This is a genomic window from Pseudomonas sp. EYE_354, assembly GCF_023148575.1.
GTDB lineage: Bacteria > Pseudomonadota > Gammaproteobacteria > Pseudomonadales > Pseudomonadaceae > Aquipseudomonas.
This window is the reverse complement of the sequence record NZ_JAHXNQ010000011.1, coordinates 117,977-139,550: the sequence shown is the minus strand read 5'-3', so window position 1 is coordinate 139,550 and position 21,574 is coordinate 117,977. Positions and strand designations below refer to the sequence as shown.

Genomic DNA, 21,574 nt, shown 5'->3' with positions numbered 1-21,574 from the left:
TTGAGGCCGACAGCATGCGGCAACGCATTTCAAGGCGTGTTGACGGGTATCAACGCACCCGCCCCATCGGTCGGCAGACCCGCCTCAGCACCGCATCCACCTGTTCGGCAACGCTCAGTAAACGGCTGTCGCGCCTGAACCCTCCAATCAGTTGCAACCCCGCCGGCAGCCCGGCGTTTGGGCACACCAACGGGATGTTCAGTTGCGGCAAGCCGAACGCCATCCAGCACTTGATGAAATCCGACGGTCCGGTGGCACCAAGGCCCAGCGGGGCGACGATGCCACAGCTTGCGCCCAGCACCGCGTCAAACGGTTTGAACAGCGCTTCGAGCATGGGCGCCAGCGTTGCCAGACGGTTCTTGGCCGCTGACTCTTGCTCCCAACGGGTCGAGCGCGCCCGCGCAAACATCTCCAGCACTTCGGGGCTGAGTTTGTCCGGATCCATCGCCATCTCGGCGGACAATGACCGGGCGCCCTCGCAATCATTGATTAACTGATGATCATCAAACACGCCAGCGAACGCTTGCGGCAACACGACGTCGGTCACCCGATGACCTGCCGAGCGCAGCGCGTCCACGGCGGCTTCCAGTGCGTCAGCCACGTCGCTGTCAACCTGATCCCAGCGGGCGGTACGACAAAACCCCAACGACAGTGGATGAGCGACCGGAACCTGTGCCGGCAACCCCGGAATCAGCACGTCGGCCAGCAGGCGAAGGTCTCTGACCGAACGTCCATACCAACCGGCCGTGTCGAAACTGGGCGCCAGGGGTTTCACCCCTTCCAGGGACACCAAACCGTAGGAGGGTTTGAAGGCGTATACCCCGCAGTAGGCCGCAGGCTTGATCAACGAGCCGGCCGTCTGGGTGCCCAAGGCGATGGGGAAAAAACCGGCGGCCATCCCCGCGGCCGAGCCGGCACTGGAGCTTCCCGGCGTTCTGCGCGGGTCATGGGGATTGCAGGTGGGGCCGGTGTGCATGTAGGCAAATTCGGTGGTGTGGGTCTTGCCCATGACGACGGCACCGGCCTGGCGCAGCAGCGAGACGACCTGTGCATCACGCGATGGGCGATTGCCGGCATGGATCGGGGAGTGGAAACAGGTGGGGTGATCCGCGGTGTCGTAGTTGTCCTTGACCCCCACCGGGATCCCGGCCAGAAGGCCCTTGGCAGGTGCTGCGCCGCAGTGGCGTGCCTGGGCACGCAAAGTGCCGGGGTCAAGCGCTACAAAGGCTTGTATCGTCGGTTCCAACCGCTCGACACGTTCAAGAAAATGCTCAAGCAGCGCCTCTTCGCTAACAGCCCCCGAACGTACCTCCTCTGCAAGGCCGGTAGCGTCTGAATGATAAAAGTTGTCCATACCGCTCCTGTTTTTATCGATCTCTTGCGGGAAAATTCCACATCGCACACAGCAATACGCAAGAAGCCTGGATGGCTTTTATCGAGAAAAACAGCGGGTAATTTTTGTGCCGAGCCCAAGCGATTTTGATCAATCGAGGCTCAAGAAACGGCTGTGCTAGCCCAGCAACTGACTCAGCACCGCCCGCAACTTCCCAGGCTTGACCGGTTTGTTCAACAGCGGCGCGTCCAAGCGGCGCAACGCGCGACGGCATTGGTCGGTGCGGTCGGCAGTGATGATCACGGCGGGGATTTTCTGGTCAAAGTGCTCGCGCAACCTCCTGACCACTTCGCAGCCCACCACCCCGTGATCCAAGTGATAGTCCGCCAGGATCAGCTCCGGCGCCCTGCCCTGCAACGCCAGCAACGCGCCGGCCTGGTCGGTGGCCGTGACGACTTCACAGCCCCACTGGCCGAGCAGTGCGTGCATGCTCTCAAGGATGCTGACTTCGTTGTCGATCACCAGCAGACGCCGGCCCGGCAACGGGTTGCCCGTGGTCGGTTGCACCGGCAGTTGGCTGATCGCCGGGGGCATCTCGGCGCTCAGGGGCACTTCGATGCTGAACATCGAGCCGCGCCCCGGCCAGGAGCGCACGGCGATCGGGTAGCCCAGCACCTCGGCGATGCGCTCGACAATCGCCAGGCCCAGCCCCACGCCCTTACGGTCAGACGCGCGGCCCACATCCAGCTGATTGAACTCGAGGAAAATCGCTTGCAAACGGTCGGCCGCAATACCGCGTCCGGTGTCCCACACTTCCAGGCGCAGGCAGTCACCACGCCGGCGCGCGCCGAGCAAAATGCAGCCTTCCTCGGTGTAGCGGCAGGCGTTGCTGAGGAAGTTACGCAAAATCCGTGTAAGCAGGCGCAGGTCGGTTCGCACCGCATAGCCCGCCATGCGCACACGCAGGTTGAGGCCGGCGGCCTGAGCCACCGATTGAAACTCCGAGACCAGCGGCGCAAACACCTCATCCAGCCGATACAGGGCCACGTCCGGCTTGACCGCCGCCTGGTCCAGGCGCGAGATGTCGAGCAAATCGGTGAGCAGATCCTCAGCGCCTTCCAGGGCCTGGTGAGTGCGCTCCACCAGCACCTGCTCGACGCTGGGCAGGGTGCGCTCGCGCAGGGTGGCGATCAGCAGCCTCGCGGCGTTCAGCGGTTGCAGCAGGTCGTGGCTGGCGGCGGCGAGGTACTTGTCTTTGCTGCGGTTGGCGGCCTGGGCGGCGTCGCGGGCATCGCGCAAGGCTCGCTCAACCTGCTCGCGCTGAGTGATCTGCTGTTGCAGGTTGCGGTTGGCTTCCAACAGTTCGTCGGTACGCGCAGCAACGCGCAGTTCCAGTTCATCGTTAAGGCGAATGTAGCGGTTGCGCTCGGCTTCCAGTTCGTCCAGCCGCGCGGTCAGTTCCGGGTAATGGCTCTTGCGCGCCGAGTGGTTGCCCAGTCCCAGTAACCCGGCAAGGGCACGTTGCTGGTCGTCAGAGCGCTTCGCCATACACGACCTCGACGTCACGCTGGCTGGACTCACGGGGGTTGGTGAGGATGCACGGATCGTCCATCGCATGCTGGGACAGAAACGGAATATCCGCCACCCGCACCCCATGCAGGCCCAGGGTTTCATGGAAGCCAATCGCGTGTTTCAGCGCGATCAGGTGGTCCACCAGTCGCCCCCGGATCTGCCGGTGGCTAAGGCCCCGGCAGTCGATGCCGAAGGTCTCGGCAATGACCTTGAAACGCTCCGGCGCCGAGTTGTAGTTGAAGGCCACCACATGCTCCACCAACACCGCGTTGCATAACCCATGGGGTAAGTCGAGAAACCCGCCCAGGCTGTGGGACATGGCGTGCACGGCACCAAGGATCGCGTTGGAAAACGCAAGGCCGGCCTGCATGCTGCCGAGCATGATTTTTTCGCGCAGGGCGATGTCGGCGGGGTTGGCGATCATCTGCACCAGGTTACCGTTGATCAGGCGCATGGCCTCCAGGGCGTGCGGATCGGTCAACGGGCCGTGGCCGGTGGACACGAACGCCTCGATGGCATGCACCAGCGCATCGATGCCGGTACAGGCCGACAGGAACGGGTCCATGCTGGCGGTGGTTTCCGGGTCGATCAGCGACACATCCGGCACCACTGCCTTGCTGACGATGGAGAACTTCATGCGTTCCTGCTGGTTGGAGATGATCACGAACTGCGACACATCCGCCGAGGTGCCCGCGGTGGTGGGAATCAGGATCAACGGCGGGCTGGGCACGCGAATGGTGTCCACCCCTTCGAACTCAAGAATGCTGCGCCCATGGGCGACCACAATGCCGATGGCCTTGCCGCAGTCCATGGGGCTGCCGCCACCGATGGCCACGATCACATCGCAATGGTTCTCGCGGTACACCTCGGCGCCGAGCATGACCTCTTCGACACGAGGGTTGGGCGACACGGCGCTGTACAGGCAGTAGTCGATGCCGATGGCTTGCAGACTGGCTTCCACATCCGCCACCCAACCGGCGGCGATCACACCGGGGTCGCTGACCACCAGGACCTTGCGCGCACCGAAGGTCTTGGCGTAATTGCCCACGTTATGCCGGCAGCCGGCGCCAAAGATGATTTCAGGCGAGACGAATTTACGCAGGAGGCTCAGATTGGGGCTCATTGGAAAGCCTGTTTTTATTATTTTGGAAGATGCGCTCCACACTAACCCATCCGGGGGCGAATGCAATCAGACCAAAGGGTCATTCCCAAAACGGCCCCGGCCAGCACGCGGCTGGCCGGAGATGGATCAACGGCTGGCGAAGTACATGGTCACTTCAAAGCCGATACGCAGGTCGGTAAACGCGGGTTTAGTCCACATGGGGCATGTCCTCTTGTTGTGCCGGAAGATTCCGGTAGAGGCATTAATGCATGGGGAGATGGGTGTGCGAATGCTACTTTCGAAGGAGTGACTGCACTGCATTGGTCGCGGATATCCGGGAACAAAATGTGGGGCGTGCTCGCGAATGCGCTGGTCAGTTGACGGTTGCATCAACTGACACGCCCTCTTCGCGAGCAAGCCCCACAGGTGTAACCGCGTCGGGTTAGAAGAAGCCCAGCGGATTGATGTCGTAGCTCACCAGCAGGTTCTTGGTCTGCTGGTAATGATCCAGCATCATCTTGTGGTTCTCACGCCCCACGCCCGACTTCTTGTAGCCGCCGAACGCCGCGTGCGCCGGGTACAGGTGATAGCAGTTGGTCCACACACGCCCGGCCTTGATCGCCCGACCCATGCGGTAGGCGCGGTTGATGTCGCGGGTCCACAGGCCGGCGCCCAGGCCGAACTCGCTGTCGTTGGCAATCGCCAGGGCCTCGGCCTCGTCCTTGAAGGTGGTCACACCCACCACCGGACCGAAGATTTCTTCCTGGAACACGCGCATTTTGTTGTGGCCCTTGAGCAGGGTCGGCTGGATGTAATAACCGCTGGACAAGTCGCCTTCCAGGCGCTCGGCCGCGCCGCCGGTGAGCAGCACTGCGCCCTCTTCCTGGGCGATTTTGAGGTAGGACAGGATCTTGTCGTATTGCTGCTCGGACGCCTGGGCGCCGACCATGGTCTCGGTGTCCAGCGGGTTGCCGCGCTTGATCTTGACGATTTTTTTCATCACTTCGACCATGAAGGCGTCGTAGATCGACTCCTGCACCAGCGCCCGCGACGGGCAGGTGCACACTTCGCCCTGGTTAAAGAACGCCAGTACCAGGCCTTCGGCGGCTTTTTCGATGAACGCAGGTTCGGCCTGCATGATGTCTTCGAAGAAGATGTTCGGCGACTTGCCGCCCAGCTCCACGGTGGACGGAATGATGTTCTCGGCGGCGCAATGCATGATGTGCGCGCCGATCGGCGTGGAGCCGGTAAAGGCGATCTTGGCGATGCGCTTGCTGGTGGCCAGCGCCTCCCCGGCTTCCCGGCCAAAGCCCTGGACGATATTGAGCACGCCCGGCGGCAGCAGGTCGTTGATCAACTCGGCAAACACCATGATCGACAGCGGCGTCTGCTCGGCCGGCTTGAGCACGATGCAGTTGCCGGCGGCCAGGGCCGGGGCGAGTTTCCAGGCGGCCATCAGCAGCGGGAAGTTCCACGGAATGATCTGCCCGACCACGCCCAGGGGCTCGTGGAAGTGATAGGCCGCGGTGTGTTCGTTGATCTCGGCGGCGCCGCCTTCCTGGGCGCGGATGCAGCCGGCGAAGTAACGGAAGTGGTCAGCGGCCAGAGGCACGTCGGCGTTGAGGGTTTCGCGCACGGCCTTGCCGTTGTCCCAAGTCTCGGCCACTGCGAGCACTTCAAGGTGCTGCTCGATGCGGTCGGCGATTTTCAGCAGCACCAGGGAGCGGTCCTGCGGCGAGGTCTTGCCCCAGGCGTCGGCGGCGGCATGCGCGGCGTCGAGCGCCTTGTCGATGTCGGCGGCGTTGGAGCGCGGGAACTCGGCGATCACTTCACCGGTGACCGGCGAGGTGTTGGTGAAGTACTCACCGCTGAGCGGCGCAACGAACTCGCCGCCGATGTAATTGCCGTAGCGCGCTTTGAAGCTGACGATAGCGCCAGGGGTGCCAGGTTGTGCGTAGATCATGCTGAAGCCTCTGTCTGGGTCCGGGCCTGTCGGTCAACAGGCGATGACCCGATAGTAAAGAGCCCCCGCTGCCGGGCGAATGCGCCGTTGGCAGGGGGGCTCTTGTCATTTGGTCGTAGGTTTAGTGCTTGGCGACCAGTTCTTTGGGCAATTTGAAGGTCCAGAGCATGCCGCCCTGGTTGAAGTCCTTGATGCGCTTGGCCACTTCACCGCCCCACAACGGCACCGCGCCGCCCCAGCCGGAGAGCACCGACACGTACTGTTCGCCGTCCATCTCCCAGGTCACAGGCGAGCCGAGGACGCCGGAGCCGGTCTGGAATTCCCAGACCTTCTCGCCGGTCTTGGCGTTGAATGCCTGCAGGAAACCTTCCGGCGTACCGGTGAACACCAGGTTGCCCTTGGTGGTCAGCACCCCGCCCCACAGCGGCGCGAAGTTCTTGTGGCGCCAGACTTCCTTGCCGGTCTTAGGGTCGATGGCACGCAGTACGCCGATGTAGTCTTCGTTCAGCGGCTTGATGGTGAAGCCCGCACCGAGGAACGCCGCGCCTTTTTTGTAGGCGATGCCTTCGTTCCAGATGTCCATGCCCCATTCGTTGGACGGCACGTAGAACAGACCGGTGTCGCGGTTATAGGCCATCGGCATCCAGTTCTTGGCACCGAGGAACGCCGGCGCGACGAACACCGAGGTGCCCTTGGTTTCGCTGCCCGGCGCGCCTGGGCGGCTGGCTTCGTTGTAGATCGGCCGGCCGTTCTTATCCAGGCCGGTGGCCCAGGTGATCTTGTCGACAAACGGGAAGCCACGGATGAACTTGCCGTTGGTACGGTCCAGCACATAAAAGAAGCCGTTCCGGTCGGCGGTGGCCGCGGCTTTGATCTCTTTGCCGCCTTCGGTGTAATTGAACGACACCAGTTCGTTCACGCCGTCATAGTCCCAACCGTCGTGGGGCGTGCTCTGGAAGTGCCACTTGATGGTGCCGTCGTCCGGGTTCAGCGCCAGGCGCGACGACGAATAGAGGTTGTCGCCAGGGCGCAGGTGCGAGTTCCACGGCGCCGGGTTGCCGGTGCCGAACAGCAACAGGTTGGTTTCCGGGTCGTAGTAACCGCCCAGCCATGGCGCGGCACCGCCGGTCTTCCACAGGTCGCCGGGCCAGGTCTTGCCCGCCTCGCCGCCGGAAATGCCGTTTTCCACGGCCTTGCCGTCCTTGTACACGTAGCCCATATGGCCTTCCACCGTCGGGCGGCTCCACAGCAGGTCACCGTTTTTCGGGTCATAGGCTTCGATCTTGCCCACCACACCGAACTCACCACCGGCGACACCGGTGATCAGTTTGCCGTTGATCACCAGGGGCGCGGCGCTGATGGAGTAGCCTTCCTTGTGGTCCGCGACCTTCTTGCTCCACACCACTTTGCCGGTGTCTTTGTTCAGGGCCACCAGCTTGGCGTCGAGGGTGCCGAAGAACACCAGGTCGCCATACAGCGCCACGCCACGGTTGATCACGTCACAGCAGGGGCGGATGTCATCGGGCAGACGCGCATCGTACTGCCAGAGTTTCTTGCCGGTGCGGGCATCCACCGCGAACACCCGCGAGTAGGAACCGGTGAGGTACATCACCCCGTCCTTGATCATCGGCTGCGCCTGCTGGCCGCGCTGTTTCTCGCCGCCAAACGAGAATGCCCAGACCGGGCGCAGGTCCTTGACGTTGTCCACGTTCAGCGTATCGAGGGGGCTGTAGCGCTGGCCCTGCACGCCGAGGCCGTTGGTGACGATCTGCTCGGGGTTTTTCGGGTCCTGGAGGATGTCCTGGTCGGTGACGGCGGCCGTGGCCTGGCCGGACAACAGGATGGCACCGAGCAACACACTCAAGGCGAAGGGTTGGCGACGTGCGGGTTGGGTCATGACGGCTACCTCTGCGGTTTTTGTTATACCCGGGAAATTTTCCCGGTCTGGTGCAGATTCTTGGGCGCAGGGGCGGTTGTCACAATTGACCGCTGTATCGAAATTGCTAGTTCCTTAGTAGCGGGTGTCGACCCGCTGCATCTGCTCACGCTCGTAGCGCGGGTAAAGGTGGCTGACGCTGCGGATCAATTCATAGCGGCTCAGGCTGATCGCGGCGAAGCGCTCGGGGATGGGACTGCGGATCATCTCGGCCATGTCGCTGCCATGGGCGGCACCGTCGAGCAGCAATTGATCGAGCCAACTGAGGTAGTCGCGCATCTGTGCGAAGGGTTGCGCATCGCCTGCCACGGGGCCGTGGCCGGGCACGACCAGCGTCCAGGGCAAGGCTTGCAGGGTGTCGATATCCGCCTGCCACGCTGCCAGCCCGGGGCTGTTGGGGGTGGTGAGCGCGCGCTGGTAAAACACCAGGTCGCCGGCAAACAACACGCCGGTACGCTGGTCGAGAATCGCCAGGTCGGCGCCGGTGTGGCCGGTCAGTGCCAGCAGGCGCAGGTCGTGCTGCCCGATGCTGAGCACGCCGGGCGCCAGCACCTGGGTGGGCAACACCACCTCGGTGCCGCGCATCCAGTCACCGACCATGCGATAGAGGTTCTCCGCCATGCTGTCGCCCTGTTCGTGCAGCAGCCGCGTGGTGTCGGCCAGGGCGCCAATCGGCACATCCTTGAACGCCTGATTGCCCAACGCGTGGTCGGGATGATGATGGGTAATCAACACCTGCACCACCGGCCTGGGGGTGACCCGCGCGATGGCCTGGCGCATGGCCTCGCCGTAGCGCCGCGACGGCCCGGTGTCGATCACCACCACGCCGGCCTCGGTGACGATGAACGCCGTGTTGACGATATTGCCGCCATTGGCCTTGGCGAAGTTGTGGGTGCTGCCTTCGAACAGCCAGGTGTCATCGGCGATCAGCCGGGGTGTGAGGGCGTAGTCCAGGTCCGCCAGGGCGGGCAGGCTCACGCTCAGGCACAACAAGAGAATCCAGCGCATGCCGCGCTCCTTCTGGTCAGGGGATGGCCGCGTCGAACTCGTTGCCGCTGTTGTCACGCAGCACCAGGCGGGTGGGGCCCGGCGCGTCGATGTCGAAGGCCAGAGTGGGGTTTTCGCTGACCGCCGGGAACAGTTCCAGCTCGGCCAGCACCTGATCGTCCCTGCCACGCAGTTGCGCGTGGTTGATGAAAAACTCCGGGATGCCGCTGACCATGCCGTTGTCCATCGGGTGCGCCACCTGCACGCGCACCCGGCTGAATTCACCACGGGGGTAGCGCCCACCGAGCACCTCGCCGATGTGCTCTTCCCAACCCGGCTGGGTGCGCACCACGCTCGGCGCCGTGCAGCCACCGCCAGCGGCGTCGATCAGGGTCGAGCCGACGTGCCACACGCCGTCGTCCGTGAGCACCGCCGCGCGCAGGGGCGTGGCCTGCTCGATGCGGATACGCAGCGACAGCCAGGGCAGCACGCCGGCTTTGGGCTGAAAATCGACAATTTTCGGTAACGGGTTGAGCTCGGCCCAGGCGAGAATTCTGACCACCTTGCCCTTAAAGGCACGGGCATCGATTTCCAGCGGCACCTGGCGCGCATCTTCGGCGAACGGCGGCGCCAGCAGCTTCACTCGTTCGTCGAACACAAACGGGGCATCGGCCAGAAACTGCTTGTGGTAGAACGCCCACATCACCGAAGGCACCGGGTCCTTGCCGGGATCAATGTCCACGGCGTGGGCCGCCAGCGGCAACAGACAGACCAACGCACACCACAGTCGCCCCTTCATCGCCTGCTCCTATTGATACATCTCGGGCACTTCGTACTGCAGGCCGTAATCGCGGTAGATGCGTTGCACCGCGCCCTCGCGAATCAAGGCTTCGAGCGCCTCTTCCACGGCGTAGGCCAACTGGCGATTGCTTTCGTGCACCGCCATGCCGATCTCCCAGCGCTGCTTGCCCATATTGGGGTAGGCGTTTTGCGCCAGGGCCAGTTGCGGGTCGTGGGCCTCGTGCACCTGCCAGTCGATTTCGCCACGCATGGCCATCACCGCGTCGACTTCGCCGGCCTTCATCGCCGCGAATGCCTGGGGCACGTCGGGGTAGTGACGAGTCTTGCCGGCGAGCATGCCGTTGAACACGGAGGTGAGGTAGAACGACGGCACGCTGTCGACCTCGACGCCAATCGGGTGCTGCTCGAACACCGCCACGCTGGCCACCTTGTCCAGGCGGCGGCGGTCGTAGGCCACCTGCCATTGTTCGTTCTGGTACGGCCCGAACATCACCACATGGCCATTTTCCAGCTCGCCCTGGTCGTTGCGTTTTTGCGCGTAGGCGTGATCGTAGGGCGCGCGCATCATCAGGTCGGCCAGTTGCTGGTTATGCAACGGGCTGCCGCGCCAGATGTAGTCGCGCAGGTCGTCGTCGAGTTTCTCGCCGGCCGGCGCCCAGATCAGCGCCAACCGCACCCCCAGCGCCTTGGCCAGGGCCTGGGCCAGTTCCACGTCCACCCCCCGTGGCGTGCTGCCGTCCAGGAAGCTGTAGGGGGCGAAGTCTTTGTACACCGCCACTTTGATCTCGCCGGCGGCGATCATCTGGTCATAGCTGCGCACCTGTGCCTGTGCCGTCTGGCAACACAGCAGGGCCAGGCCAAGCACATAAGCGAACAGGCGCATGGCTTACTCCTCGACGCGCACGGAGTCCAGGTAGGTACGCACGGCCCACAGCGCTTCCTGGCTCAGGTAATCGGCCATTTTTGGCATATACACCCGGCCGTCGCGCACTGCGCCATGGCGCACGCGCTCGACAAACCACTCATCACCGGCCTCGCCCGCATCCAGCATGCGCAGGTCAGGGGCGATACCGCCGGACTTGGCTTCCAGGCCGTGGCAGGCGGCGCAGTTCTGGTTGTAGGCCGACGAGCCGATTTCCACCGCCTTGTCATGTTCCGGCGAGGTGCGATACGGATTCACCGCCGCCCAGCCGTCGGCATCGACCGGCACACCGGCGTCCTTGATCGATGTCAGGCCCTTGGTTTCCACCGCTTGCGGCACCACGTTGCCATGCGCCCAGGCGGAGCTGGCGCCGAATACACTGACCAACAGGCCGGCCACGAGCCAGGCATTGTGTTTTGTTGTCATTATTTTTGCCCTCAGGATTGCACGCAAAACCTCATTGCAGAGGCTATGGCAACCATCTTAGAAACCCCCATGCATGGGCCGTATGCTGCTTTGGTGGCCGCCCTCTCCTCCCTTGGTAGTAGGGCTTGTGGGGCACGCCTAAAACAGCGGCGGCGCGGGAAGTCTTCCCGGCCACGGCGGGACTTTTTCCGTATCCGCGCACCACCCGGACGCACCACCCTGTGCAGGCCAAAACCTCCACTGGGAACTGCAACCATGACAACAACAAGATCGCTACCCGCCCGTTCACCGTTGAGCCTTGCCATGCAGGCGATCCTGCTGGTCGGCAGCCTGTCCTTGAGTGCCTCCGGCTTCGCCGCCGCCGAGCCTGCCAAGCCGACGCGCAACGTCACTTGGGAAGACATCGCCAACGACCACCTGACCACCAAGGACGTGCTGCAATACGGCCTGGGCACCAACGCCCAACGCTGGAGCCCGCTGGCCCAGGTCAACGACAAGAACGTATTCAAGCTCACGCCGGCCTGGTCCTATTCGTTCGGCGATGAGAAGCAACGTGGCCAGGAATCCCAGGCCATCGTCAGCGACGGCGTGGTGTACGTCACCGGTTCCTATTCCCGCGTGTTTGCCCTTGATGCCAAGACCGGCAAGCGCCTGTGGACCTACAACCACCGCCTGCCCGACAACATTCGTCCGTGCTGCGACGTGGTCAACCGGGGCGCGGCGATCTTCGGCGACAAGATCTACTTCGGCACCCTCGACGCGCGCCTGATCGCCCTGGACAAAAACACCGGCAAAGTGGTGTGGAACAAAAAATTCGGTGACCACGCCGCCGGCTACACCATGACCGGCGCCCCGGTGCTGATCAAAGACAAAGTCAGCGGCAAAGTGCTGCTGATCCACGGCAGCTCCGGCGATGAATTCGGCGTGGTCGGCCAGCTATATGCGCGCGACCCGGACACCGGCGAAGAAGTGTGGATGCGTCCGTTCGTGGAGGGCCATATGGGCCGCCTCAACGGCAAGGACAGCACGCCGACCGGCGACGTCAAAGCGCCGTCGTGGCCGGATGACCCGACCACCGAAACCGGCAAGGTCGAGGCCTGGAGCCACGGCGGCGGCGCGCCCTGGCAGAGCGCGAGCTTTGATGCCGAAACCAACACCATCATCGTCGGCGCCGGCAACCCCGGCCCGTGGAACACCTGGGCGCGCACCTCAAAAGACGGCAACCCCCACGACTTCGACAGCCTCTACACCTCCGGCCAGGTCGGCGTCGACCCGAGCACCGGCGAAGTGAAGTGGTTCTACCAGCACACCCCGAACGATGCCTGGGACTTCTCCGGCAACAACGAGCTGGTGCTGTTCGACTACAAGGACAAGGACGGCAAAGTGGTCAAGGCCACTGGCCACGCCGACCGCAACGGCTTCTTCTACGTGGTGGACCGCAACAACGGCAAGCTGCAGAACGCCTTTCCGTTTGTCGACAACATCACCTGGGCCAGCCATATCGACCTGAAAACCGGCCGCCCCGTGGAAAACCCAGGCCAGCGCCCGGCCAAACCCTTGCCGGGTGAAACCAAGGGCAAACCGGTGGAAGTCTCGCCGCCGTTCCTCGGCGGCAAGAACTGGAACCCCATGGCCTACAGCCAGGACACCGGCCTGTTCTACATCCCGGGCAACCAGTGGAAAGAGGAATACTGGACCGAAGAGGTCAACTACAAAAAAGGTTCGGCTTACCTGGGCATGGGCTTCCGCATCAAGCGCATGTATGACGACCACGTCGGCACCTTGCGCGCAATGAACCCCACCACCGGCAAGGTGGTGTGGGAGCACAAGGAACACCTGCCGTTGTGGGCCGGCGTATTGGCCACCAAGGGCAACCTGGTGTTCACCGGCACCGGCGACGGTTTCTTCAAGGCCTTCGACGCCAAGACCGGCAAGGAACTGTGGAAATTCCAGACCGGCAGCGGCATCGTCTCGCCGCCGATCACCTGGGAACAGGATGGCGAACAGTACCTCGGCGTCACCGTCGGCTACGGCGGCGCGGTGCCATTGTGGGGCGGCGACATGGCCGAGCTGACCAAGCCGGTGGCACAGGGCGGCTCGTTCTGGGTGTTCAAGATCCCGAGTTGGGATAACAAGACAGCCCGGAAGTAACCCATCAGCAAATGCCGGGCCGCGCTTTTTGTGGTGAGCGGGCGGTGCGACGATTCGACAAGCCCGCTCACTACAGGATCTCCAGAGGTCTCACGATGAACTACCTGCCCTTGTTACTCCTGCTCACCCTGCCCCTGGCCCACGCCGACGACGGCGACGACGTCCCGCTGATCATCAACGGCTGCACCCTCGCCGAACACAGCCAGTGCCCCGGCGCCAACCTCAAGGGCGCGAACCTGCGCAATCAAAACTTGAGCAAAATGAACCTGGCCGGCGCCGACCTGCGCGATGCGGATCTGCGCCACGCCAACCTCGACCTGGCCAACCTGGAAAAAGCCCAACTGCAAGGCGCCAACCTCACCCGCGCCAGCCTGCAACAAAGCAACCTGCGCCTGGCGGACTTCACCGGCGCCACCTTAATGGCCGTGCAAGGCTGGGGGCTGTTCGCCCAGGGCGCGCAGTTCAAAAACGCCAACCTCAGCGCCGCCTACCTGCAATTCGCGCGGCTCTCGGGAGCAAAACTGCACAACGCCAACCTGCGCGCGGCCGACCTGGAAATGACCTGGCTGAGCAAAGCCGACCTGCAAGGCGCCGACCTCAGCGACGCGAACCTGCAGGAAGCCAAGTTCGGTGAAAGCAACCTGGAACAAGCGACCCTCACGGGCAGTCGCCAGCACTACGCGAACTTCCAGGACGCCAATATGCAAGGCTGCAAGGACTGCCCCACCACCTGGGACCGCTGACACATCGACGTTGCGTCAGTCCGTTAAACGCTGGAAAGGCCAAAAAATAGGTGTGCTGAGCGGGCTTACCCTGCGTGGCAGGCCCGCTCACCACCACAGCAACCCAAGTTGAACCCACCCCGTAACCACGATGCGAAGCGAGCCGCTCTTGCTCTTGATCTTGATCTTGAACTTGATCTTGCTCTTGCTTGTGATCTCAGGCGCCCCATCAAACACGCTGGCCGAACACAGGTTTGAATCCGTGGGCAACCCGGCAGGACGCCGGGTTAGCCGCCCCGCGCCATGGATGGCGCGTGGCGGCGGCCCACGGATTCAAACCGGAGTGAGGGCACACCGAGCCCAGGCGAGGTGCCGAGTGTTGGGGCAAGAGCCTTTTGGTTACTTTTGGGCTCTTTCCAAAAGTGACCCGCTGTAAAAGCGGAACCCTAAGCCGCCCTCACACAAATAACGGATATGCCCCCCATCAGCCGCAACCCCACCGGCCCCAACCCCCGCTCACCCCGCCACCCGCACCACCCCCATATCAATCCCCAAATGCACCAGTTCAGCATGGGAACTCACCTGCAACTTGCTCTTAAGCAACGTCAGATGATTGGACACCGTCTTACTGCTGATATTGAGCTGCTCAGCAATCGAGCGAGTCGGCGTCCCCCTGGCCAACATCAGAAAAATCTCCAACTCCCGCGGCGTCATGCCCTGCAAACGCTGATCGCTGGCGGTGTAGGCCAGCTCAGTCGCCAGCGCCTGCTCAATATAAGCGTGCCCCTCGAGAATCCGCCGCACCGCCTCGATCAACACCTCAGGCGCCGAGCTTTTGGTCAGGTAGCCGGCAGCCCCCACGTCCAGGGCCTGGCGCACCAGCGGCAACTCGTCGTGCATGCTGAAAAACAGCACACGCAACTGCGGCAGACGCTGGCGCAAACGGCGCGTAGTTTCCAGACCGCTGATGCCCGGCAGGCCGAAGTCCATGATCACCAGGTGCGGCACCGCCTCCTGCACCCGGCTCAAGGCTTCTTCGCCACTGGCCGCTTCGCGCACCTCGATGGTCGGCAACAACGCCCGCAACAGGCTGGCATAGCCCTGGCGCACCACCGCATGGTCATCCACCAACAAGATATTCATGTGGCCTCCAATGGCATGTTCAACGCCAGCGCCCAACCGGCGCCGGGGTGGCTGAGGATCTTCAGTTCGCCGCCCAGGCAACGCGCGCGCTCGGCCATGGAATACAAGCCCACGCCAGGACGTTGGGGCGTCTGCGCACCGCGCCCGTTGTCGCGCACCCACAGACGCAGGCGCGAGCCGCGATGCTGCAGGCGCACGTGCACCTGGCTGGCGTCGGCGTGACGCAGGATGTTGGTCAGGGCTTCCTGGAGCAGGCGGTAAAGATGGGTCTTGTTGGCGCCGGACAGCGCCGGCAGATCGGCACTGACCTGCAAGTGGCACGGGATGCCATGGCTGGCCTGCCACTGCGTCACCAGCATTGAAAACGCCTGCGCCATGGGCAGGTGTTGCAGGGCCACCGGGTAGAGGTCGTGGACCAACGCGCGAAAACCCTGCTGCAAGTGCTCGCAGTGCGTCTCCAGCAACCCCACCGTGCGCATGAGCGCCTCGGGCCGATCAGCCACCAGGCGCAACAGGCACGCCTGGGCGCGGATACCCGCCAGGTACTGGCCAAGGTCGTCGTGCAGGGTCTGGGCCAGGTGGGTGCGCTCCTGCTCCTGCACCGCGAGCAGGGTCTGGGTGAGCTGGGTGTTGTCGGTGCGCGCCTGCTCCAGGGCGTCGGTCATGCGGTTAAAGTGCAGTGCCAATTGCCGCGCTTCCGGTGAGCCACTGCTGCGCAGACGCACATTGAGCTGGCCGGCGCACACCTGTTGCAGGGCACGCAGCAGTTCATCGAGCACGCCCATGCCGCGGCGCACCGCCCAACGGATGGTCAACAGGCTCAGGGCCAGCGCCAGGGCGCACAGGCCCAGCAATTGTTGCAGGGAGTCCCAGACCTCATCGATCTCATCCCGAGGGTCGACCGCGATGGACACCCGGCGCCCATCCGGCAAATCCAGCACCTGAGCACTGCGCCGTGCCTCGGTAAACAACAGGCGTCCGAGCCAGGCATCCAGGCCATCCGGCGTGGCGGCCTGCACGGTTTCACCGGGCTTGAGCCAGTGCACGCGCACATGGCGCAGGCTGGCGGTGAGCTTGGGTTGCAGGCTGGCGGGGTCGCGCTCGGCGGTCTCGCTCAGGTAATGCACCACCGCTTCGGCCGATTGCAGCTCACGCTCCACGTCCGCCAGGGCCTGGTGCAGCAACAGCGCCGTGCAGGCGCAGGTGACCAGGGCGAAGAAGCCGCACACCCACAGGTTGATCCGCGACAAGGCCGACAAGACGCGCATGCTGGTGTAGCTCCTGAAGAGGTCCGGTGGTGATCCATGCTAAGACCGCACACCCTGCGCGGGGCTACTACCTTGGTACTGGCTCAGCGGTACTTTCTGCATATTTGCAGAGCCTTTGAGGGTTCCTATGCTGGTGCTACCTGTCATGGAGTGCCTTATGCGCCAGCTCGCCCCTTACGCCGTGATCTATCTGCTGGCGATTGCTTGCGCCGCCGGGGTAGCCACCGCCAGCCAGGCCGCCGAGCCCTTGCAGGTGCAGATCGGCTACCTGGGCTATCGCCCGGATCCGGGACCATTGCTCTCCAATGTGATTGCCGAACCCGTCGATGCCGGCCAACGCGGCGCCGAACTGGCGGTCATCGACAGCAACAGCACCGGGGCGTTTCTCAACCAACGCTACAGCCTGGTCAGTGCCACGGTCGACACACCGGACGCCCTGCTCAGCGCAGCGCAGGCCCAGCACGCCCAGGGCCTGCGCCTGTTCGTGGTGAACGCACCCGCCGCCAGCCTGCGCCAGCTCAGCGCCGCCCTGCCCGACAGCCTGCTGTTCAACGCCGGCAGCCCCGATGACAGTCTGCGCAGCACCGACTGCCTGGGCAACGTGCTGCACACCTTGCCCAGCCGCGCCATGCTCGCCGACGCCCTGGCGCAGTTTCTGGTGCTGCGCAAATGGCAAAAGGCGTTGCTGATCGTCGGCCCCACCGATGACGACCAGGCCTACGCCGCCGCCCTGCGCCGCGCCGCCAAGCGCTTCGGCGTGCAACTGGTGGCGGAAAAAGCCTGGCGTTTCGATAACGACCAACGCCGCAGTGCCCAGGCGGATATGCCGCTGTTCACCCAGACTGCCGAATACGATGTGGTGCTGGTGGCCGACGAGCGCGGCGACTTCGGCGAGTACGTGCCCTATCAAACCTGGTACCCGCGCCCCGTCGCCGGCACCCAGGGCCTCACACCCACCGGCTGGCACAAAACCGTCGAGACCTACGGCGCCGCCCAATTGCAAAAACGCTTCGAAGCCCTGGCCGGGCGCTGGATGAACGACCGCGACTTCGCCGCCTGGATGGCCGTGCGCAGCCTCGCCAGTGCGGTGAGCAAGCTGCGCCAGGTCGAGCCCATGGCGATCCGCCAACTGGAAATCAGCGAGCAATTGCCCCTGGATGGCTTCAAGGGCCGCAAGCTCAGCTACCGCCCGTGGAATGGCCAGTTGCGCCAACCGATTCCCATCGTGCAACCGCGCGCCCTGGTGAGCACCTCACCCCAGGACGGCTTCCTGCACCCCACCAATGAAATGGACAGCCTGGGCTATGACAAGCCTGAGGTGACCTGCCGCTATCCCTGATCGCTGCCAACAATAATAAGGAATCCGCCATGCGCCGCACCCTGCTCTCATGCGCCCTGCTGCTTGCCGCCGGGCACGCCGCGGCCAGCACCGCCTGGGTCTCCAACGAGAAAGACAACAGCCTGAGCCTGATCGACATGCAGACCCTGCAAGTCACCGACACGCTCAAGGTCGGCCAGCGCCCACGGGGCCTGTTGCTGTCCCATGACAACAAGCTGCTGTACATCTGCGCCAGCGACTCGGACCGCGTGCAAGTGATGGACGTGGCCACGCGCAAGATCATCAAGGAACTGCCCTCGGGCAAAGACCCCGAGCAATTTGCCCTGCACCCCAATAACCGCTGGCTGTATGTGTCCAACGAGGATGATGCGTTGGTCACGGTGATCGACACCGAGACCGCCAAGGTGCTCGGCCAGATCAACGTAGGCGTGGAGCCCGAGGGCATGGCCGTCAGCCCGGATGGCAAATGGGCGGTGAACACCAGCGAAACCACGAACATGCTGCACTGGATCGACACCAGCACCCAGACCCTGGCCGACAGTACTCTGGTGGACCAGCGCCCACGCTTTGTCGAGTTCAACAGCGATGGCTCGCAGCTGTGGGCCTCGGCGGAAATCGGCGGCACCGTGACCATTCTCGACGTGGCCAGCCGCGCGATCCTCAAGACCCTGACGTTCAAGATCAAAGGCGTGCACCCGGACAAGGTGCAACCGGTGGGGATCAAACTCAGTGCCGACGGCAAATACGCCTTTGTCGCTTTGGGCCCGGCCAACCATGTGGCGGTGATCGATGCCAAGACCTTCGAGGTCCTCGACTACCTGCTGGTGGGCCGTCGCGTGTGGCAAATGGCGTTCACCCCGGACCAGAAGCAATTGCTGGCCACCAATGGCGTGAGCGGCGATGTGTCGGTGATCGATGTGGACAGCCTCAAGGTGGTCAAGTCGGTGAAAGTCGGGCGCTACCCCTGGGGTGTGGTGGTGACGCCATGAGCGCCCTGGAGGTCAGCGCGTTGAGTTTCGCCTATGGCCCGCGCCAGGCGCTGAGCGAGGTGAGTTTCAGCCTTGCGGCGGGGCAATTTGCGGCGCTGCTGGGGCCTAATGGCGCCGGCAAATCGACGTTGATCGCCCTGCTGACCCGGCTGTATGACCTGCAATCGGGGGACATCCGCGTGGGCGGGCATTCCCTGCGCGAGGCACCGCGCGCGGCCCTCAAACAGCTGGGCGTGGTGTTCCAGCAAAGCACCCTGGACCTGGACTTGAGCGTGGAGCAGAACCTGCGTTACCACGCCGCGCTGCATGGTTTGTCGCGGCGCCAGACCGACACGCGGGTGGAGGCCGAACTGGCGCGCCAGGCCCTCACCGAGCGCCGCCGCGAAAAAGTCCGCGAACTCAACGGTGGGCACCGCCGTCGGGTGGAAATCGCCCGGGCCTTGCTGCATGAACCGCGCGTGTTGTTGCTCGACGAAGCCAGCGTCGGCCTCGACCCCGCCAGCCGTCTGGCCCTCAACCGCCATGTGCGCAGCCTGTGCGCCGAACACGCCATGAGCGTGCTGTGGACCACCCACCTGCTCGATGAAGTGCAGGGCGACGATGCGCTGATGATCTTGCATCAGGGCCGTCTGGTGGCCAGCGGGCAAGTCGATGCGCTCACCCAGCAACAGGGCGGCGACTTGGGCAGCCTGTTCGCCCGACTGACCCGCCCCACGCCGACGGAGGCCGCGGCATGAACGCGTACTGGCAATGCCTGCGCGGCATCGTGCTGCGCGAGTGGCTGCGCTTTGTGTTGCAGCGCACGCGGTTTCTCAGTGCCCTGGTGCGCCCATTATTGTGGCTGGTGGTGTTCGCCGCCGGGTTCCGCGCGGCCTTGGGCATTTCGGTGATCGAGCCCTACGACACCTACATCCCCTACGAGGTCTACATCATTCCCGGACTGGCCTGCATGATCCTGCTGTTCAACGGCATGCAAGGCTCGCTGTCGATGGTCTACGACCGCGAGATGGGCAGCATGCGCGTGCTGCTGACCAGTCCGCTGCCGCGCACGTTTTTGCTGTGCAGCAAACTGTTGGCCACGGCATTGATTTCACTGTTGCAGGTGTACGGGTTCCTGGCGATCGCCTGGGTCTATGGTGTGCAACCGCCGGCCATGGGGTTGTTGATCGCCCTGCCCGCGCTGCTGCTGGTGGCGTTGATGCTCAGTGCCCTGGGCCTGCTGCTGTCCAATGCGATTCGCCAATTGGAGAACTTTGCCGGGGTGATGAACTTCGTGATCTTCCCGCTGTTTTTCCTGTCGTCGGCGCTGTATCCGCTGTGGAAGATGCGCGACTCCAGCGAGTGGTTGTACTGGCTGTGCGCGATCAACCCGTTCACACACGCCGTGGAGCTGGTGCGCTTTGCTCTGTACGAACGCTTCGCCGGGCTCGCGCTGGCGGTGTGCCTGGGTTTGACATTGCTGTTCACACTGTTGGCGGTGCTGACCTTCAACCCCCAGCATGCGGCGTTGCGCAAAAAGGGCTGAGGGCGGCAAAACTACTACCTTAGTACTGGTTTTGCTGTCTATCGTCGCATTCCCAAGGCGGCGGGACTCACGTGTAATGGTGGCATAACGATAAGGATTGCCCTGCCATGCCTCCTGCCCGACTGCCCCTGTTGGCGTTGCTGTGCCTGCTGTGCTTCAACGCCCAGGCCGACACCCCCTTATTTTCCGCCGAAGGCTATCGCATCAGCCTGTACCGCAGCCCCACCCCCGAGCAATTACCAGGCGCGACTATCGTCGATACCCCGGCCCTGCAAGCGCTGCTGAACCAGACGCCGGCACCGGTGCTGATCGACGTGTACCGGCGCCAATGGCTGCAAGGCCGTTTCATTGAAGACCAACCCCACGCCAACCTCCCCGGCAGCCATTGGCTGGCCAATACCGGCGACGGCGACCTCTCGCCGGAATGGCAAGGTTACTTCGTGCGCCACCTGTATACGTTCACCGACGGCGACCTGACACGCCCGCTGGTGTTCTACTGCCGCTCCGATTGCTGGCTGAGTTGGAACGCGGTAAAACGTGCCGCCAACCTGGGCTATACCTCTGTGTATTGGTATCGCGACGGCTTGGATGCGTGGGAAGCGGCAAAACTGCCAGTGACGGCTGCGACACCCGAACCGTTTCAATAAAAAACCACAACAAGAAGGTGAACGGCCATGTACAAAATCCTGATAGCCGACGATCACCCGCTGTTTCGCGAGGCGATCCACAACGTCATCAGCGACGGTTTTCCCGGCAGCGAAGTCATGGAAACCGCCGACCTGGACAGCGCCCTGGCCCTGACCCAGGAACACGACGACCTCGACCTGATCCTGCTGGACCTGAACATGCCCGGCATGCACGGCCTCAACGGCCTGATCAACCTGCGCAACGAATCGCCGACCATCCCGGTGGTGATCGTCTCGGCCGAACAGGACAAACAGATCGTGCTGCAAGCCATCACCTATGGCGCCGTAGGTTTCATCACCAAGTCCTCGCCCCGTCTGCAAATGACCGAGGCGATCCAGCAGATTCTCAACGGCAACGTGTACCTGCCGCCGGACATCATCCGCACCCAGAAACCCGGCATTCACCGGCGCCTCAACGAAAACCCGGGCTTTGCCCCGGAGCTGTTGCAGGCCCTGACGCGCAAGCAGTTGCTGGTGCTGGAACGCATGACCAAAGGTGAATCGAACAAGCAGATCGCATACACCCTGGAGATTGCCGAAACCACGGTGAAGGCCCATGTGTCGGCGATCTTGCGCAAGTTGAATGTGCATAACCGGGTGCAGGCGATCTTGAGTGCCGGGGATATCGATTTCGGGTCTTATCTGCGTCGCTGACCCCAGACTACCGATGAGCGAAATGTGGGAGGGGCGTGCCCTCCCCCATCTGATC

At 63.5% G+C, this 21,574-nt stretch carries 20 protein-coding genes; 8 read left to right on the top strand and 12 right to left on the bottom strand.

The features are described from left to right. Positions 1-49: 49 nt before the first annotated feature. From KZX66_RS16855 to pedF, 10 genes are all read right to left on the bottom strand, one after another. Positions 50-1,354: an amidase gene (locus tag KZX66_RS16855; RefSeq protein ID WP_248081428.1), complete on the bottom strand. Its 1,305-nt coding sequence runs from the start codon at positions 1,352-1,354 to the stop codon at positions 50-52. Positions 1,355-1,510: 156 nt separating this feature from the next. Then, complete coding sequence (locus KZX66_RS16850; RefSeq protein ID WP_248081427.1) at positions 1,511-2,881, bottom strand: hybrid sensor histidine kinase/response regulator; 1,371 nt, start codon at positions 2,879-2,881, stop codon at positions 1,511-1,513. Continuing rightward, entirely contained in the window at positions 2,865-4,028 is a 1,164-nt protein-coding gene (gene ercA, locus KZX66_RS16845; RefSeq protein WP_248081424.1) for an alcohol dehydrogenase-like regulatory protein ErcA, read from the bottom strand. The genes KZX66_RS16850 and ercA overlap by 17 nt, the downstream gene beginning before the upstream one ends. A 126-nt stretch (positions 4,029-4,154) precedes the next feature. After that, positions 4,155-4,226, bottom strand: coding sequence for a pyrroloquinoline quinone precursor peptide PqqA (gene pqqA / locus KZX66_RS16840; protein ID WP_010209364.1), 72 nt, complete (start codon positions 4,224-4,226; stop codon positions 4,155-4,157). Between the two features lie 223 nt (positions 4,227-4,449). Then, complete coding sequence (locus tag KZX66_RS16835; protein ID WP_248081421.1) at positions 4,450-5,970, bottom strand: aldehyde dehydrogenase family protein; 1,521 nt, start codon at positions 5,968-5,970, stop codon at positions 4,450-4,452. Positions 5,971-6,091: 121 nt separating this feature from the next. After that, the gene (locus KZX66_RS16830) at positions 6,092-7,867 is read right to left on the bottom strand and encodes a PQQ-dependent methanol/ethanol family dehydrogenase (RefSeq protein WP_248081418.1); all 1,776 of its coding nucleotides are present in this window, start codon (positions 7,865-7,867) and stop codon (positions 6,092-6,094) included. 114 nt (positions 7,868-7,981) lie between these two features. Next, a complete protein-coding gene (locus tag KZX66_RS16825) occupies positions 7,982-8,914 on the bottom strand; it encodes a quinoprotein relay system zinc metallohydrolase 1 (protein ID WP_248081416.1) in 933 nt (310 codons plus the stop codon). Between the two features lie 16 nt (positions 8,915-8,930). After that, positions 8,931-9,692 (bottom strand): quinoprotein dehydrogenase-associated SoxYZ-like carrier, encoded by a 762-nt coding sequence (locus KZX66_RS16820; protein WP_248081413.1) that lies wholly within the window; start codon positions 9,690-9,692, stop codon positions 8,931-8,933. A gap of 9 nt (positions 9,693-9,701) precedes the next feature. Beyond that, entirely contained in the window at positions 9,702-10,577 is an 876-nt protein-coding gene (locus KZX66_RS16815) for a transporter substrate-binding domain-containing protein (protein ID WP_248081411.1), read from the bottom strand. A 3-nt stretch (positions 10,578-10,580) separates the two neighbouring features. Then, positions 10,581-11,042, bottom strand: coding sequence for a cytochrome c-550 PedF (gene pedF / locus KZX66_RS16810; protein WP_248081408.1), 462 nt, complete (start codon positions 11,040-11,042; stop codon positions 10,581-10,583). A 303-nt stretch (positions 11,043-11,345) separates the two neighbouring features. Between pedF and exaA the strand changes: the two genes are divergently transcribed. Next, positions 11,346-13,193, top strand: coding sequence for a PQQ-dependent methanol/ethanol family dehydrogenase (gene exaA / locus KZX66_RS16805; RefSeq protein ID WP_248081566.1), 1,848 nt, complete (start codon positions 11,346-11,348; stop codon positions 13,191-13,193). 95 nt (positions 13,194-13,288) lie between these two features. Then, on the top strand, positions 13,289-13,936 hold the full coding sequence (locus tag KZX66_RS16800) for a pentapeptide repeat-containing protein (RefSeq protein WP_248081406.1): 648 nt from the start codon (positions 13,289-13,291) through the stop codon (positions 13,934-13,936). 495 nt (positions 13,937-14,431) lie between these two features. Here the strand turns inward: KZX66_RS16800 and KZX66_RS16795 are convergent, their stop codons facing one another. Further along, positions 14,432-15,058: a response regulator transcription factor gene (locus KZX66_RS16795; RefSeq protein ID WP_248081404.1), complete on the bottom strand. Its 627-nt coding sequence runs from the start codon at positions 15,056-15,058 to the stop codon at positions 14,432-14,434. Beyond that, positions 15,055-16,317 (bottom strand): histidine kinase, encoded by a 1,263-nt coding sequence (locus tag KZX66_RS16790; RefSeq protein WP_248081564.1) that lies wholly within the window; start codon positions 16,315-16,317, stop codon positions 15,055-15,057. Before KZX66_RS16790 ends, KZX66_RS16795 begins: the two co-directional genes overlap by 4 nt. A gap of 166 nt (positions 16,318-16,483) precedes the next feature. Here KZX66_RS16790 and KZX66_RS16785 point away from each other — a divergent pair, with 166 nt between their 5' ends. From KZX66_RS16785 to KZX66_RS16760, 6 genes are all read left to right on the top strand, one after another. Next, complete coding sequence (locus KZX66_RS16785; protein WP_248081402.1) at positions 16,484-17,665, top strand: ABC transporter substrate-binding protein; 1,182 nt, start codon at positions 16,484-16,486, stop codon at positions 17,663-17,665. A 29-nt stretch (positions 17,666-17,694) separates the two neighbouring features. Continuing rightward, entirely contained in the window at positions 17,695-18,654 is a 960-nt protein-coding gene (locus KZX66_RS16780; RefSeq protein WP_248081399.1) for a YVTN family beta-propeller repeat protein, read from the top strand. Continuing rightward, entirely contained in the window at positions 18,651-19,391 is a 741-nt protein-coding gene (locus KZX66_RS16775) for an ABC transporter ATP-binding protein (protein WP_248081396.1), read from the top strand. The genes KZX66_RS16780 and KZX66_RS16775 overlap by 4 nt, the downstream gene beginning before the upstream one ends. Then, complete coding sequence (locus KZX66_RS16770; protein WP_248081393.1) at positions 19,388-20,179, top strand: ABC transporter permease; 792 nt, start codon at positions 19,388-19,390, stop codon at positions 20,177-20,179. Before KZX66_RS16775 ends, KZX66_RS16770 begins: the two co-directional genes overlap by 4 nt. 107 nt (positions 20,180-20,286) lie before the next feature. Continuing rightward, positions 20,287-20,826, top strand: coding sequence for a PQQ-dependent catabolism-associated CXXCW motif protein (locus KZX66_RS16765; protein WP_248081390.1), 540 nt, complete (start codon positions 20,287-20,289; stop codon positions 20,824-20,826). Positions 20,827-20,853: 27 nt separating this feature from the next. After that, positions 20,854-21,519, top strand: a complete 666-nt coding sequence (locus tag KZX66_RS16760) for a response regulator transcription factor (RefSeq protein WP_248081387.1) — start codon at positions 20,854-20,856, stop codon at positions 21,517-21,519. The last annotated feature ends 55 nt before the right edge of the window (positions 21,520-21,574 follow it).